We start from the raw sequence: 17,311 nt of genomic DNA, 5'->3' as shown, positions 1-17,311 counted from the left end.
ACGAATATTATTCATTAGTAATATTTTTCCATTGTTTAAGTAACACCTCTTTAGATTTTTTATAAGATATCAGTTCTTTTTGAGCTTTTAATACCAATTGCTCTGGAGCATAATTGATAAAATTTTTATTGTTAAGTTTAGCAATAATATGATTAATTTTATCATCAATTCGCTCAGTTTCTCTAATTAAACAGTTTAGTTCGGTTTTTTTTTCGTAAATTAGGTCTTTTGTTGGAACAAGAAGTTCAGCGTTGTCGATAATTTTAATGAAAGAAATTGGTTCGTTATCATTCGGTGATAATAATGAAATACTATTGAGTTTGGCTAATTTTAAAATGAACCTTTTGTTTTCATGTACTCTACGGACTACATCTTTGGATGCTTGACGTAGCAATATTGATAACGGCTTATTAGGAGCAATACCAAGAACAGAACGTACGCTACGTACAGCAAAAACCGTTTGTTTAATCCATTCTAAATCAAGTAAAGCATTTACATCCTTTTTTAAGGTTTTATCATACAATGGAAAAGGTTGTAACATTATAGTGTCACCTCTGTTTCCAATAATAATTTTAACTTGCTTCCAAATTTCTTCAGTAATAAAGGGAATGACTGGATGTGACAAACGCAATAGTTTTTCTAACAGAGTAATCATGGTATATCGTGTTCCGCGCAGTTCAGCTTTATTGTTGTTATCTTCATTGCTTATTACTGATTTAGTTAGCTCTAAATACCAATTACAAAATCTATTCCAAATAAATTCATACAAAATATTAGCAGCTATATCAAATCGAAAGTTATCTAATGCTTCGCGAAACTTTTTTACTACTTGATTAAATTCAATTAAGATCCAGCGATCTGCTAGTGAAAATTTTTTTTCACCACCGTAAAATCCACAATCCTGGTCTTTAGTATTCATTAATATGAAACGACTAGCGTTCCATAATTTATTACAAAAATTACGATAACCTTGCAAACGTTTCATATCCCAATTGATATCACGACCAGTAGAATTTAATGCCATAAGCGTAAAGCGTAAAGCATCAGTTCCATACGCTTTAATTCCATTAGGAAATTGTTTTGAAGTCTGTTTTTGAATTTTTTCTGCTAATTTTGGTTGTATCATACTATCAGTACGTTTTTTAACTAAGTTAGCTAATGAAATACCATCAATCATATCTAGTGGATCAATAATATTTCCTTTAGATTTAGACATTTTTTTTCCTTTCTCATCGCGAATTAATCCACTTAAATAAACAGTTTTAAATGGCACTTGTGGATCACCGCATTCGTCTTTAATGAAATACATTGTTAACATAATCATGCGTGCTATCCAAAAGAAAATAATATCAAAACCACTTACCAATACATTAGTTGGATGGAAAATACGTAGTTCATTGGTTGCTTTTGGCCAACCGAGAGTAGAAAAACTCCATAAACTTGAAGAAAACCAAGTATCTAGAACATCCTCATCTTGCCGTAAGGCTATGTCATCTTTCAATTGATAATTTTGACGTACTTCAATCTCATTACGACCAACATAAATTTTTCCTATAGGATCATACCAAGCTGGTATACGATGTCCCCACCAAAGTTGACGAGAAATACACCAGTCCTGAATATTATACATCCAACTAAAGTACATGTTTTCGTATTGCTTCGGTACAAATTTTATCTTTCCTTGTTTTACTGCTTTTATTGCTACTTTTGCTAATGATTTAGTCCGAACATACCATTGATCGGTTAACATTGGCTCAATTATTACATTACTACGATCGCTGTATGGAATTGTAAGATTATGATTTTTAGCATCAGAAAGTAAACCAAGACTCTTCATTTTAGAAATAATTTTCGCTCGTGCGGCGAAACGCTCTAATCCTTGCAGGAAATCTGGAATTTCTCTTGAGAGAATATTACTAATTTCACCTTTACTATTGAAAATTTCTGCATGTTGTCGAATTCTACCTTCAAAAGTAAGTATATTTATCATTGGCAAGACATGTCTTTTTGCAATTTCGTAGTCATTAAAATCGTGTGCTGGCGTAACTTTGACACATCCGCTTCCTTTAGTTGCATCAACAGAGTGATCTCCAATGATAGGAATACGACGGTTAACTAAAGGTAAAAAAACAAATCGACCTATTAGATTTTGATAACGTTGATCTTTTGGATGTACTGCAATACCTGTATCTCCAAGTATACTTTCTGGCCGTGTGGTAGCAACCACAATATAAGGTAATCCATCACGAGTAACTATTGAGTCAGAAAGTGGATAACGAAAGTACCACATAGTTCCTTTTGACTCACGATTTTCTATTTCTAAATCTGAAATTGCGGTACCTAATTTAGGATCCCAATTTACTAAGCGTTTACCTCGATAAATTAAATTATCTTGGTATAGACGAACAAATGCTTCTTTAACTGTATTAGAAAATCCTTCATCTAATGTAAATCGTTCTCTTTCCCAATCTACAGAATTACCCAAACGACGCATTTGATAGTAAATTTTTTTACTAGACTGAAATTTCCATTGCCAAACTCTTTCAATAAACCCGTCACGACAATAGTCGTGACGGGTTTTTCCTTCTTCAGCAGCGATCTTTTTTTCCACTATTACTTGTGTTGCAATGCCTGCATGATCTGTACCTACTTGCCAGAGAGTATTTTTTCCTTGCATGCGCTGATAACGAATCAAGACGTCCATAATAGAATGCTGGAGAGCGTGACCCATATGTAAATTTCCAGTTACGTTAGGCGGAGGCATCATAATGCAATAGCTATTTTGTTGGGTATTGTTATTAGGTTTAAAATATCCTTTTTGTTCCCAATCGTTGTAAAGTGATTGCTCAATATCTCTTGGATGATATGTTTTATCCATTATTATTAATCTGCCTAATTATCCTAGTTTGTGTAAGCGTTGTCATGAAATGAAACTTATCTGAGTATTTATGCACATTATGTTACAATCCGTAATGACATTATTTCTAGTAAATTTTATTTAAAAAAGTAAGAATGATTAAAAAATTAGATTTGCACTCTGTTTGAATTAGAACTTAAATCTCTTTAATGAAGAGAATATCTAAAATATCAGCATCAAAGAGTAACTACTTAACTTAATTAAGTTGCTTCTACAACTAAATAGAAAATTTATTTATTGTAAATAAGCAATTCTAATAAAGAACAGATTCTATTTCCTTCTTCTTAGAAGATAATTGTAATAATGATATATTTATTTTCTCTATTTTAGAGAAAATTTTTTAAAAGTTTCAAAAAAAAAAGAAAATCTCTAAATTTTTTTACTCTTGTTCTTTAAACTAAAGTTCCATATGAATCATCATAACTATAATGATTCTCTGCTTTTTTATAAAAAATTTTAATAGTCTGGTATGTCAATTTGAAATAATTAATGTTTCGGTCTTAATTATGGTGATCTGTGCATGGAAATATTAGTATACATTCATGTAAATAATAAAATATCCACGTCTTGCATAAATATATTTTAGTAAATCAAAAATCTCCTATCTATCTCTTCAATAATTAAATGATTGCTTCTAGTTTTACTAAATTAAGTAATAAAAGCCTTTAAAAAGATATTTGTCATTTATTTTTTAAACGAAAAAGTTTTTTTAGCTTATAATAAAATAAGATGGTACTACTGCTTTTTCTCTATTAAAAAGGCCTTATAGACGAATAGTTGTGATTATTATTAGATATCTTATTTATGAAACGCTCAAAAACCAGGTTACTATCTTATTTATTTTATTTTTTATTTTCTTTTGTCAAAAATTGGTTAGGGTACTTGATGCAACAGCTGATGGTATTGTATCAAAGAATCTGATTGTTCCTTTGCTCATTTTAGGTATGCCTGAGATGGCGCAACTTATTTTTCCATTGAGCCTTTTCCTAAGTCTTTTAATAACGTTAAGTTATATGTATGCCAAAAATGAAATTATCGCTATGTATGCTTGCGGTTTTAGTAAAATTGAACTGCTACGTTCAGCACTCCTACTTAGTTTAATCACAATAGTCTTGGAAGGAATCAACGTAATGTGGATCTCTCCTTGGTCGTGTCAATATCAAGATATAGTTATGTCAGAATCAAAGGCTGATATTGGTGTATCAGCAATAATGGAAGGCCGATTTAAATCAATGCAGAACGGAAATTCTGTTCTGTTTATTGAACAAATCACAAATAATAATTTTAATCATATATTTCTGGCACAACTTAGAAAAATAGAAGATACATATCCTTTTATAGTAATAGCCGATCACGGATATCTAAATTATAGATCAGATGGATCACAAGTTTTTGTTCTAAAACAAGGCACTTTTTATGAAAAAAAAAACCCATTTCTTATTTTTCGCATTACTGACTTTGATCAAACTAAAATTGTTATTCATCAACAAAAAAAAACTTTGCTTTTTAAACAAAATATTAACCAATTAACTTTATTACAGTTATGGAATTCTAAAGAATCTAAAAAACGCGCAGAATTGCATTGGAGATTTACACTAATAGTTTCAATACCTATCATGGCAATAATTGCAATTCCATTTTCGATGGTAAATTCGCGCCGAAAACAATTTTTTAGCCTATTTTTTGCAATGCTTTTATACTTATTTTTCTTTCTTTTGCAAACATCGTTGCGTGCTAATAGCATTATGGGAAAGCTTGATCCTAAACTTTGGTCGTGGATTACAAATATAGCATATTTGTTTTTGGCATTATTTTTGAATTTACTAGATAATTCGTTTTTTGTAAAAAGGATTTGTAATCACTTTCGCATAAGGAAATAATTTAATGTTTCTTAGCATATTAGATCGCTATATTGGTAAAACTTTACTAAATACAGTAATAATGAGCCTATTTGTTCTTATATCGCTGTCTAGTATCATTAAATTTGTTGAGCAATTAAGAAAAGTAGGTCAAGGCAATTATTCTACTTTTTGTGCAGGGTTATTTACATTATTTAGTGTTCCAAAAGATATTGAAGTGTTCTTGCCTGAATCTATCCTGCTTGGAACCTTATTAGGATTAGGATCGTTAATAACAAACAATGAATTGGTGGTAATACAAGCAGCTGGAATTAGTCTCATTCGAATTACTGGTTCAGTAATGAAGACTACTTTTCCGCTAATTCTTTTAACGGTAATTATCAGCGAGTGGATTTCTCCGGTTAGTGAAAAAATGGCTCATAATTATCGTACAAATATGATTTATAATGACTCTACTCTTTCCGCCTATAATGATCTTTGGATTAAAGATGGTGATGATTTTATTTTTATTAAAAGCATTATAGGTAGTAATAAGTTAGTTGGTATCAATATTTATCATTTAATGAAAAAAAGATTAAAATCGTTTCTTTATGCAGAAACAGCTACATTTAGCAATAATATTTGGAGATTATCACAAGTAAGTAAATCAACATTAATTGACGATAAAAAAATTTCTAGTCAAAACACTGAAAATGATGAGTGGAAGACTGATATTACACCAGAAAAATTAGAAATTATTCTAACAAAACCGGAATCAATGTCCGTTTCCGAACTGTACAACTATGTTAATTATCTTGATCAAAACAAGCAGAAATCTAATCGATATCTAATTTATGTCTGGGCTAAAATTTTTTCTCCGCTCTCGGTAGCTGTAATGATTTTTGTAGCAATATCGTTTATTTTGGGTCCACTACATAATGTTTCTATGGGAACACGTATTATTACAGGAATAAGTCTTGGATTTTTATTTTTTATAACGGAACAAATACTTAGAACGCTCAGTCTGATATATAACATCCCTCCCATACTAGGGGTTTTGTTTCCTAGTGCAATATTTATTACAATTAGTATTGGTGTACTGTTGCTACGACATTAAAGAATATTTATAGTTTTTGTTTTACTGAAATTTATCTGTTTTTCATATGATTTTTGGTATTAAACATCGATATTTATTCTAGTTTTAAATAAGAAATTATAAATACGCTTTTTTATGTATAATGACATTAAAAAAGTAGTAATCGTTTAATTTAAATTGATACGGATTGTTTTTTCCATTACAAAGAAAATTTCTTATTGAAAGATGATATGGCAGCAGTTTGAAGAGATTTTTTTATAAAAAGAGTTTGAAACTAAAAACTTATATATCTTGATTAAAAAGTGCCCATATAAAACGTTTCATTGTACAGAATCTAGATACGTTTTCAGTCATAAAAAATTAATTAGGTCTCGATCGCTAGGCGCATTTTCTTCATAGCGTTCTTTTCTAACTGTCTCACGCGCTCTGCAGAAACCCCATATCTATTAGCTAACTCTTGGAGAGTGCTTTTATTCTCAACATCCAACCAGCGCGCGCAAATAATGTTTCGACTACGCTCATCGAGATTTCGAAGCGCTTTGCTCAATTTTTCAGTAGCATGGTTATCCCAATTATCTTCTTCAAAATTATCAGCAAAATCAGATGACTTATCTTGTAAATAAATTGTCGGTAAAATTGAATATCCATCGCGAGAGCTATCTTCTGGTATTGGATCAAACGTCATATCTTGTGCAGCCATACGAAACTCCATTTCACGAACATCTTTACTTGTTACCCCGAGTTCCTTAGCTACTATTTCTACTTCATTCTGATCAAACCATCCAAGACGTTGCTTAGTTTTTCTTAGATTAAAGAAGAGCTTACGCTGTGCTTTAGTAGTAGCCACTTTTACGATGCGCCAGTTACGCAATACGTATTCATGTATTTCCGCTTTTATCCAATGCACTGCAAATGATACTAGCCTTACACCTACCTTTGGATTAAAACGCCGAACAGCTTTCATTAATCCAATACTACCCTCTTGAATTAAGTCAGCCTGTGATAATCCGTAGCCGGAATAGTTACGAGCAATATGTATAACAAAACGAAGATGAGATAAAATCAATCTTTTAGCTGCCTCTAAATCCCCGTGATAGTATAACTGTTCAGTCAGGTTACGCTCTTCTTCTGCAGTAAGCATTGGATAAGCATGAGCAGATCTAACATAAGCCTTTAAACTCCCCTGTGGAGAATAAGCCAATCCTTGTATTTCTTCGATCATTATAGCCTCTTTTTAAGATGAGAATTTTTATAAAAATTATGGGTAATGTCTTATCAAGCAGAAAGCAAAAATTAACTAAAATAAAGTTTTTCAGATCTATAAAAAGATCTGCTGTTGTTTTCTGTACCATTTTAATAAAAATGTAGTTCATGTTTTTCAATTAGAAAGATAAATATATTGACTTTATTTTCTAAATAGTCTTTTTGTTTATTAAAAGGATGAATAAATATGGTTGTTCTATTTTTTAGAATTAAAAGTAATATACTAAGAGATATTTTTAACAAAAAAATAATTTTTTATTTCTACCTTCCTTAGATCAAAAAATACGAACCTAAAATCTATTATCAGGTTTATTCCAATTGAAAATGAATATTAGAGATTGCATTAATCTATTTAAAATCTTAATTAGAAAGGAGCGCTTATTTGTTTTCATATTTCATGTCTTTTATAAGAAAATTATATTGTTTTAAATAATTTTCTTATACCATAAGAATTTTACAGCTTAATAACTATTGCTTTTTGGCTTTTTGTCTATTCCAATGAAAAATTCTCTTAATAGAAATTTAAATCCATTAATTGCTTGATAATTATAGGTGTAGTTTTTATAAACGTATAAATATTCGCCTATCTTTAATAGGATCTTTTTTTTTGATAAAGAATTCACTATATATTACTCAATGATACAATTAGTTATTTATTTTAATTTATTTATCTGATGATACTTTTTATATGCTTATAGCATAATAAGAAATGAATTATCCTAATTACATTCGCATTATTGGTGGAAAATGGAGAGGCCGTAAACTTGTTGTATTAAAGAATCCTGGTTTGCGTCCGACTTCTAGTCGCATGCGAGAAACATTATTTAATTGGTTACAACCAGTTATTAAAGAAGCTCAATGTTTAGATTGTTTCGCTGGGACTGGTGCGTTAGGTTTTGAAGCACTATCTCGTGGTGTTAGTAACGTTACCCTATTAGAAATAAACCGTCTAGCCAGTAAGCAATTGATTCAAAGCGCATCAAAATTGCAAACAAAAAAAGCAAAAATCATCACTACTAATAGCTTGCATTGGCTTGCGAGGAATGGAAGTTCTTTTAATATTGTTTTTATTGATCCTCCATTTTATCATAATGAATTAATAACTGTTACAATAAATGCTCTAAATCAATATCAGCGACTAAAGCGGAACGCATGGATTTATATTGAAACCGAAGCGACGAACCAAGAAGCCAATAAAATAGTTCCTTCTCACTGGAAAAAGCATCGGGAGAAGAACACTTCTCAGGTTTCTTATCGACTTTACTTTTCTCCATAAAGTGTTCTTTGGATCGAACTTTAACAAAGATCTATAAACGTAATTAAAATTACTAATAGGTTTATTAAAATTCTTTATTCTATAAATAGAAATAAATTAAACTAAGTGAATTACTAAAACGATTCATCATTGAACTCCGCTGTATCTTTCCATTATCAACTATTATTAATGACTATGATAGTATAATGTGTACTTACCGCTAGCGGAAATAAGATCACTTAGTTAATTTTTAAAATTAATACAATTCAATTTCAAATAATTAAATCGGATTTTGTTCGAGGGGTTTTCTGAACGAAATAATATTTTCGTTTAAAATCATTATTTTTGAAATAAACTTTTCTGTTTCATTATTCATGGCTATTTCATTCTTCCTTGTACACGAAGGAAATATTGATATGGCAATTTATTTGTTATTTTTGCTAATAAAGTATGCTCCATAAATCGACAAAAAAGTGGAATATCTCGAACAGTAGCCGGATCGTCAGAAATAATCAATAATGTTCCACCTTGGAACATATTGCGTGTAGTTTTACGTATTAACATAATCGGTTCAGGACAACGCAAACCACGTACATCTAGACTTTGATCTGAATCGAGGAAAAAATTTTCTGACATACAAATAAGTTTTTTCATTAACAATTTAATTAATTTAATTATGATAAATATTTGTCATGAGTTATGCAACTTTTATGCAAAAGGCTTGGTTTTAAGTTATTACCTCTCTTGAATATGCAGAAAATATAAATGATTATCAAATATGATGGCATGTTAAAATCTTTTACTTCAAAAAAAGCAATCAAATTAATTAATGAATTATAGAAAAAATCTCTTTTTTGAGAGAAAAACTACTGCATTTTTTTATTTTACTAGTATTGAAATTATTTCTTTTTCTTATGAAAGTTCTCTTTTATAAAGAATCTATCTTAATGGAAATCATTTCTATCCTAAATTATAATCAATTTTTAATGAAAATTTTATTTCTCAATTTTTTAAAAGTATAATATGACTGATGTAATTAATGTTTTTAATTTGAAGTTATCGTTATTTTATTAAATTACTTCATAATCTAAAAAAACATTTCAGTACTATTAATTTTTTAGATAAAAATATGGATTTATTATTAAATAATACCGATTGCGATATCTAACTATTGATGTATAGAATTAAAAATAATATTTAATAATTTTAAAAAAGTTGGAGAATCATTTAAATTTAAAAAGTAAATTTAAACAATTCTTATATAGAAGAAGCAATTCAATATTTAAACACTGTTACAGTGAGAAGAGTATTTATGTCAGAAAAAAGATTTAGTAGATCCAGTTTTATTCAAGAGCATAGAATTGAAGATATAAAAACTCCACCCTACTCTCTGGAAGCAGAACAGTCCCTTTTGGGTGGTCTCATGTTAGATAACGAAAGATGGGATACCGTTATTGGGCAAGTCACGAGCAATGATTTTTTTAGCCGCCCTCATCGACTCATCTTTGACGAAATGCGACTTTTATTAGAATTAAATAAACCAATTGACTTAATTACTCTTTCAGAATCATTGGATCAAAAAGGAGAATTAGATACGGTTGGTGGTTTTGCCTATTTAGCAGAATTATCAAAAAACACTCCAAGCGCTGCTAACATTTCTGCTTATGCCGATATTGTACGTGAACGAGCTATTTTAAGAGAAATGATAAAAGCTGCTCATGAAATAGCAGATGCTGGATATTACCCTCAAGGACGCAGCAGTGAAGAGTTATTAGATTTAGCAGAATCAAAAGTATTTCAGATAGCAGAGGATAGGATTAATAAAAACGAAGGTCCAAAAAGCATTGATTTAATTCTTGAAGATGCAATTTTTCGTATTGAAAAATTATATCAGAAACCACACAGTGGAATAATTGGTATCTCTAGCGGCTATTTAGATTTAGATAAAAAAACTTCCGGTTTACAAAGATCAGACTTAATTGTTATAGCTGCTCGTCCATCCATGGGAAAAACTACTTTTGCTATGAACTTGTGCGAAAATGTTTCTATGACAGAAAATAATCCAGTGCTAATTTTTAGTTTAGAAATGCCAAGTGAACAAATCATAATTCGTATACTTTCATCAATATCGCGTGTTGATCAAATTAAGATCCGCACTGGACAACTAAACGATGAAGATTGGGGAAAAATATCTAGTGCTATGGGAATTCTTTTAAAGAAACGTAATATATACATTGATGATTCGTCTGGTTTAACTCCGACAGAAGTACGTTCGCGTGCACGTAGAATATTTCGAGAACATAACGGCTTAAGCCTTATTATGATCGACTATTTACAATTAATGCGAGTCCCATCTTTATCTAACAATCGAACACTAGAAATTGGCGAAATTTCTCGATCTTTGAAAGCATTAGCAAAAGAGCTGCAAGTTCCAATTATAGCTCTCTCACAACTTAATCGTGGTTTAGAGCAACGTGCTGACAAGCGTCCTGTCAATTCTGACTTGCGTGAATCTGGATCCATTGAACAGGATGCTGATCTAATTATGTTTATTTATCGTGATGAGGTTTATAATGAAAATAGTGAGATGAAGGGTATTGCTGAAATTATTCTTGGCAAACAACGTAATGGACCAATTGGGACTGTACGATTAACTTTCAATGGAAAATGGTCTCGATTTGAAAATTATGCTGATCCATGTTATTTTTAATGTGACTCTATCCTAGAAGATAGATGTTCTATTTAACATTATTAAAAATTAAAAAAACTGTATTAAAATTAATTCTGACGTTAAATCCACTCTAAATAAAGCAATCAAAAAAATAAAAATACCTTTTTAATTTTAAAATCCGAATGTTTTTTAGGTTTTACATTTTAGGATTGGCTTCAAAAGTTGTCCGGTATAAGAAATTTTGCAATCCGCTACTACTTCTGGCGTCCCGGAAACTATAATCTGACCTCCACTGATTCCCCCTTCTGGACCAAGATCGACAATCCAGTCTGCAGTTTTAATGATATCTAAGTTATGTTCAATAATAACAATTGTATTACCTTGATTTCGTAATTTATAAAGTATAGTTAATAATTTACGGATATCAAAACAGTGTAAACCTATTGTTGGTTCATCGAGTATGTATAGTGTTCTTCCTATTCTGTTTTTAGATAGTTCTTGTGCTAGTTTAATTCGTTGTGCTTCGCCTTTTGATAATATTGTAATCGGATTACCTAAGCAGATATATGATAAACCTATGTCTATTAACATTCGAATTTTATTTGCCAAAATTGGAATAGCGCTGAAAAACTCGTATGCTTCTTCAAGACTCATTTCTAATATCTGATAAATACTTTTCTTTTTATATTTAATTTCTAAAGTTTCACGATTATAACGTTGGCCATTACATTGATCACACCGGACATAAGTATCCGATAAAAAGTACATTTCAGTCTTGATAATTCCATGTCCTTGACATGTTTCGCAACGTCCGCCTTGTGTATTAAAGCTAAATCGACTAGTTGTATACCCTCTAGCTCGAGATTCTGGAACGGAAGCAAACAATGTACGTATTAGTGTAAAAATACCAGTAAATGTTGCGGTATTAGAGGAGCATGATATGCGATCAATTGGATTTTGATCAACCTTTATAATTTTATCAAAATATTCTAGACCCTGAATATGGTGATATGGTTTTGCTTTGCTAAAGGTGATATTTTTATTAAATTGACTTTGAACAGCTGGATATAAAGTATTACTAATTAGTGTAGATTTACCTGATCCAGAAACGCCAGTAATGCAAGTAATTAGTCCGACTGGTAAAGATAATGTTACGTTTTTTAGATTATTTCCATGTGCACCGATTAGTTTTAACATACGGGAAGTATCTGCTACAACACGCTTTTTTGGGATGACTATATCTTCTTTCTTGCTAAGAAACTGTCCTGTAATTGATGTAGGATTTGCCATAATTTCTTCTATTGTGCCTTTAGCTACTATTCTTCCGCCATTACAACCAGCGCCAGGGCCCATATCAACAATATGATCAGCAATTTGTATTATGCTCTTGTCATTTTCTATTACGATAACTGTATTGCCTGCATTTCGCAGATTCATTAACATTTGTAATAATTGGATATTATCGCGTTGATGCAAGCCAATAGTTGGTTCATCAAATACAAAAACTACTCCAATTAATTCAGTATTCATTTGGTTCACTAAATGTATTCGTTGGACTTCACCTGTCGATAAGGTTCCCACTGGGCAAGATAAAGAAAGATAATCTAATCCAATATCAACAAGAAACTTAAGTCGTTTGCAAATTTCATTTAAAACTTCTCCCGCAATCTTTGCGCGTTGCTTACTTATTTTTATATTTTCGAAAAAAGAAAGCGCGTAACTGACTTGCATTTCAGAAATCTCTGGCAGAGAAATATGTTCTAGAAAAACCTTTCTAGCTTCTTGACGAAGGCGAGTTCCGCCACAATTGATACAAAAACGACTGTTAATATACTTGGCAAAACGTTTACGAATAGCAGGCTCAGCGTTGTTATAACGTCGTTCTATGTTTGATACAATTCCCTCAAATGGAAGATATTGTTCTGAGACCGTACCATTGTTAATATATTTAATCTTAATATTTTCTTTCGATCCAAATAAAATTTTTTGTTGTATTTTGTAATCAAGTTTACAAAATGGTTCTTCAATGTCAAATTTATAATGTTCAGCTAACGAACATAATATTTGAAAATGATCAGAGTTGTTCTGATTCCATCCATGAATAGCGCCTTTAGCAAGAGAGATATTTTTATTCCGAAAAATTTTTTCTGGATCTAAATAATTCAGAAAACCAGTTCCTTTACAATCTGGACAGGCGCCATATGGATTATTGAAAGAAAAAAAGCGAGGAACTAATTTATTAGCGCTATATCCGCAAATAGAACAAGAAAAATTATTAGAAAACAATGTTTCTTTTTCTTGATCTTCCATATCTACTAATATTACTTTGCCTTTTGAAAGAATGAGAGCTGTCTCAAAGGACTCTATTAAGCGTTGTGAAAGATTTTTGCATACTTTAAAACGATCTATCACTACTTCAATTTTAAGTTTCTCTTGTGTTGTATCAAGTGTAGATAATTTTAATAAATTAAAAATTTTTCCATTGATGCGTATTCGAATATATCCTTCTTTTATTAGGTCTTTTAATTTTTTTTTGTATTCTTCTTGTTGTCCATTTATAAGGATTGGAGCCAACAACATAAGCCTTTTACCTTCTTGTTTTAACAAAACATTATCTACCATTTGTCTAATAGACAATACTGCTAATGGTATATTGTGATTAGGACAATAAGGCTCACCAATACGAGCGAAAAGAAGCCGAAGGTAATCGTAAATTTCAGTTACAGTTCCTACCGTTGAACGAGAGTTGGAAAACATACTCTTTCTTGCAACTGTAATTGTAGGTGATAACCCTTCAATACGATCTACGTTTGGTTTTTTTATTGATGGTAGAAATCGTCTAATATAAATAGGAAGTACTTTAGTATAGCGATACTGACCTTCAGCATAAATTATGTCGAACGCTAGTGATGATTTTCCAGAACCAGATAATCCAGTTATTACTATTAATTTGTTATGAGGTAATGTCAAACTAATGTTTTTAAGATTATGGGCATTGGCACCATGAATTTTAATTTCATACATCTAACTTTATCGCGTCTTTAAAGTAACTAAAATCGTTGTATAATATCACAAAAAGATCTGAGTAAATATTCAGTGTGCTTTTAGACAAGGTATAGAAACTTAACTCTTCTTTTTTTAAGCCTACAATTTTAGAAATTAAGAAACATGATTGCTATATTATTTATGTATCGTTAATGATATTCTTAGGGAAAGAAATAAAAGTTAAACCTTTTTACAGGAGATTCTTCATGACCAGTAGAGGTATTAATAAGGTAATTTTAGTTGGGAATTTAGGTCGAGACCCAGAAGTTCGTCATATACCCAACGGTAATGCAGTAGCCAACATTAGCGTTGCTACCTCAGAAAGTTGGCGAGATAAGCAAACTGGTGAAACTAAGGAAAAAACAGAATGGCATCGTGTAGTAATTTTTGGTAAATTAGCTGAAGTAGCGAAAGAATATCTTCATAAAGGATCTCAAATATATATCGAAGGATCATTACAAACTCGTAAATGGAAGGATCAAAACGGATTAGAGCGCTACATTACTGAAGTAATAGTCAATACGGGCGGAACTATGCAAATGCTTGGTAATCGTCAAAACAATTTAGCAAGTGAACTCGGAAAACAAAAAGAGTGGATTCAAAAAGCTGCTCAGTCGTCTAAGGAAAATGATCAATCAAGATTTAAAATTTCTAATAATGATAGCATAGTGATGCGTGATGGTATCAAGAAAAACACTTCAATGATTGGCGATGAGTCTCCAATAGATTTTGATGACGATATTCCATTTTAAATGGATTCTTATAAAGAATTTTTTAGAGTTTCAAAGAAAAAAAACAAACTTTCTATTTTTTAATTTATTTATTTGTTTAAAACAATTAACATTTATTAAATTCTGAATATTTCGTTGAAGTTGCTTTGTTATAATTTCTTTTTAGAAGCATATGCCCTAAATATAAGAGCTAAGCAATAAGAAATATGAACTACTTGTTCATTTCATGAATAAAGATATACACCAAAAACGTTAAACCACTCTGAAAAAAGAATAGAACAAAGAAATATCTACATAGCTTTCATTTATATAATTTTAAATTCTTTGAACGATCTTTTTTGGATCCTGTTCTTCGCCCGAAATTTGACTAATAAAATAATATAACAATTCTTTTCTCTTATATTTTAATTATATATTCTAGTTTTTACTGTCTCCGAAATTGGATTTTTTTAAAATGGATATTTATTTGTCTATACTCGTTAAGCATTAGAAGATTGTTGAAAAATCTTCCTTGAATCAATCATCATTTAAAATAAAGTATTATGCTAAAGCTTTTGCTTTGATTTCTCATTTGCATAATTTTTTATTTTTCCTAAACTTTTTGATTTACGACTACAAGCTAGAAAAAATAACAGAAATTTTATACACGTAAAGTCTATTAATAATAGAAAAGAAAAACGTTCTTTCAGACAAAAATAACTATAGAAAATAATTATTCCTTATGAAAAAGTTAAAAATAACACTTGTCTGGCAAATTTTTATTGCCTTAATTCTCGGAATTCTTTTCGGATTATCGTTACATAATCAGGGAGAGCTACGTGATTGGATACTAGCAAGTGTGCTTTCTCCGGCCGGAGATATCTTTATTCGCATGATTAAAATGGTTGTAGTTCCTATTGTAATAACAACACTAGTTGTCGGCATCGCCAAAATTGGAGATACCGATAAGCTCGGTAGTATTGGATTTAAAACTATTCTATATTTTGAAATAATTACAACCATAGCAATTATTCTTGGAATAATTTTTGCTAATACTTTTCATCCAGGAAAAGGAATTGATATGTCAGTTTTGTCATCATTGGGTGATGCTTCAAAACATAAGCAAATTACTTTCGAATCGATACGACTAGATGGGCAAGACGTACTGAAGATAATTTTATCAATTATTCCGATAAATATTTTTGCCTCAATGGCAAATGGAGAAATAATGTCTATCGTTTTTTTCACTGTAATGTTTGGCTTTGGTTTATCTTCATTACCAGAAAGGATTCGTGCGCCATTAATTAATATATTTAATGCAACAGGAGAAACAATGTTTAAAGTAACACAAATAGTAATGCGTTGTGCTCCAGTAGGAGTATTTGCATTAATTTCTGTTACTATAGCAACTTTTGGTTTTTCTTCAATTTTTCCATTAGCTAAGTTAGTATTATTAGTATATGGCGCTATTGTCTTTTTTGCTTTAGTAATATTAGGAACTGTAGCCAGACTTTTTCAATTGCGAATTTGGAAACTAATTTGTTTTTTAAAAAAAGAATTAATTTTGGCTTTTTCTACTGCTAGTTCAGAAAGTGTATTGCCACATATTATTAAAAAAATGGAACTCTATGGTGCACCGGCATCAATTACTAGCTTTGTTATTTCCACCGGATACTCATTTAATTTAGATGGCTCAACGTTATATCAAAGCATTGTTGCTATTTTTGTTGCTCAATTATACGGAATTGAATTATCTCTATATCAGGAGATAATGCTAGTATTGACATTAATGATTACCTCTAAGGGAATTGCTGGCGCACAAGGGGTTTCTTTTATAGTATTACTAGCAACATTAGGAAGTATAAATATCCCTATAGAAGGATTAGCTTTTATTGCTGGCATTGATCGTTTTTTAGACATGGCAAGAACTGCACTAAATGTAATTGGTAACGCATTAGCAGTATTAGTAATTTCTAAATGGGAAAATTTGTATGATAATTCGCAAGCATTGAAATACGAAAAAAAGAATCTGGAATCTCCTAGAAATTCGGGATGATAAAATTTAGATAATTATTCTACGTTATTCTCTAATTGTTAGAGAATTAAGTTTACGCGTCGGTTGAACTTTTTGATATCGTTTTATGATCGATAAATTTGATATACGCCATTGGTGCACCGTCTCCCTTACGAAAACCACATTTTAAAATTCGAGTGTACCCACCAGAACGCGTTGAAAAACGTGAAGCTAATTCGTTAAATAGTTTTTTTGTAACTTCATTATGACGAGTTTTGGAAAAAACTAAACGACGATTCGCAATACTATTTTCTTTGGAAAGAGTAATCAATGGTTCAACAAAACGACGTAGTTCTTTTGCTTTTGATAAAGTTGTTTTAATAAATTCGTATTGAATCAAAGAATTTGTCATGTTACGAAACATGGCGCGACGGTGACTACTGTTTCGACTTAATTGACGACTGCTCTTTTGGTGACGCATGCAAACTCCATAATTTATAAG

11 protein-coding genes are annotated in these 17,311 nt (G+C 30.7%); 6 read left to right on the top strand and 5 right to left on the bottom strand.

The window, feature by feature from the left end; translation table 11 throughout:
- Nucleotides 1–7: 7 nt before the first annotated feature.
- The gene (locus JK145_RS00495; RefSeq protein ID WP_220664936.1) at nucleotides 8–2,878 is read right to left on the bottom strand and encodes a valine--tRNA ligase; all 2,871 of its coding nucleotides are present in this window, start codon (nucleotides 2,876–2,878) and stop codon (nucleotides 8–10) included.
- An 818-nt stretch (nucleotides 2,879–3,696) separates the two neighbouring features.
- Here JK145_RS00495 and lptF point away from each other — a divergent pair.
- Together lptF and lptG are read left to right on the top strand one after the other, a co-directional pair.
- Nucleotides 3,697–4,797 carry an LPS export ABC transporter permease LptF gene (gene lptF, locus JK145_RS00490; protein ID WP_220664935.1) on the top strand — a complete coding sequence of 367 codons (1,101 nt, stop codon included), beginning with the start codon at nucleotides 3,697–3,699 and terminating at the stop codon, nucleotides 4,795–4,797.
- A 4-nt stretch (nucleotides 4,798–4,801) separates the two neighbouring features.
- The gene (gene lptG / locus JK145_RS00485; RefSeq protein WP_220664934.1) at nucleotides 4,802–5,872 is read left to right on the top strand and encodes an LPS export ABC transporter permease LptG; all 1,071 of its coding nucleotides are present in this window, start codon (nucleotides 4,802–4,804) and stop codon (nucleotides 5,870–5,872) included.
- 343 nt (nucleotides 5,873–6,215) lie between these two features.
- Here lptG and rpoH read toward each other — a convergent pair whose 3' ends face one another.
- On the bottom strand, nucleotides 6,216–7,073 hold the full coding sequence (gene rpoH, locus JK145_RS00480) for an RNA polymerase sigma factor RpoH (RefSeq protein WP_220664933.1): 858 nt from the start codon (nucleotides 7,071–7,073) through the stop codon (nucleotides 6,216–6,218).
- A gap of 750 nt (nucleotides 7,074–7,823) precedes the next feature.
- Here rpoH and rsmD point away from each other — a divergent pair.
- On the top strand, nucleotides 7,824–8,390 hold the full coding sequence (rsmD, locus tag JK145_RS00475; RefSeq protein WP_220664932.1) for a 16S rRNA (guanine(966)-N(2))-methyltransferase RsmD: 567 nt from the start codon (nucleotides 7,824–7,826) through the stop codon (nucleotides 8,388–8,390).
- Nucleotides 8,391–8,747: 357 nt separating this feature from the next.
- Here rsmD and tusA read toward each other — a convergent pair whose 3' ends face one another.
- The gene (gene tusA, locus JK145_RS00470) at nucleotides 8,748–9,023 is read right to left on the bottom strand and encodes a sulfurtransferase TusA (protein ID WP_370627580.1); all 276 of its coding nucleotides are present in this window, start codon (nucleotides 9,021–9,023) and stop codon (nucleotides 8,748–8,750) included.
- Between the two features lie 658 nt (nucleotides 9,024–9,681).
- Here tusA and dnaB point away from each other — a divergent pair.
- Nucleotides 9,682–11,079, top strand: coding sequence for a replicative DNA helicase (gene dnaB, locus JK145_RS00465; RefSeq protein WP_220664931.1), 1,398 nt, complete (start codon nucleotides 9,682–9,684; stop codon nucleotides 11,077–11,079).
- 150 nt (nucleotides 11,080–11,229) lie between these two features.
- On the opposite strand, the gene uvrA is transcribed toward dnaB, so the two are convergent.
- Complete coding sequence (gene uvrA / locus JK145_RS00460) at nucleotides 11,230–14,064, bottom strand: excinuclease ABC subunit UvrA (RefSeq protein ID WP_220664930.1); 2,835 nt, start codon at nucleotides 14,062–14,064, stop codon at nucleotides 11,230–11,232.
- A gap of 173 nt (nucleotides 14,065–14,237) precedes the next feature.
- On the opposite strand from uvrA, the gene JK145_RS00455 reads away from it, so the two are divergent.
- On the top strand, nucleotides 14,238–14,837 hold the full coding sequence (locus JK145_RS00455) for a single-stranded DNA-binding protein (protein ID WP_370627579.1): 600 nt from the start codon (nucleotides 14,238–14,240) through the stop codon (nucleotides 14,835–14,837).
- Between the two features lie 700 nt (nucleotides 14,838–15,537).
- Nucleotides 15,538–16,851, top strand: a complete 1,314-nt coding sequence (gene gltP, locus JK145_RS00450; protein WP_220664928.1) for a glutamate/aspartate:proton symporter GltP — start codon at nucleotides 15,538–15,540, stop codon at nucleotides 16,849–16,851.
- Nucleotides 16,852–16,903: 52 nt separating this feature from the next.
- On the opposite strand, the gene rplQ is transcribed toward gltP, so the two are convergent.
- Nucleotides 16,904–17,290: a 50S ribosomal protein L17 gene (rplQ, locus tag JK145_RS00445; RefSeq protein WP_220664927.1), complete on the bottom strand. Its 387-nt coding sequence runs from the start codon at nucleotides 17,288–17,290 to the stop codon at nucleotides 16,904–16,906.
- Between the last annotated feature and the right edge of the window lie 21 nt (nucleotides 17,291–17,311).

Source organism: Sodalis sp. CWE (assembly GCF_019646055.1).
Classification (GTDB): domain Bacteria; phylum Pseudomonadota; class Gammaproteobacteria; order Enterobacterales; family Enterobacteriaceae; genus CWE.
Note: the sequence above shows the minus strand (reverse complement) of the source record. Positions and strands in the feature narration are given on the sequence as shown.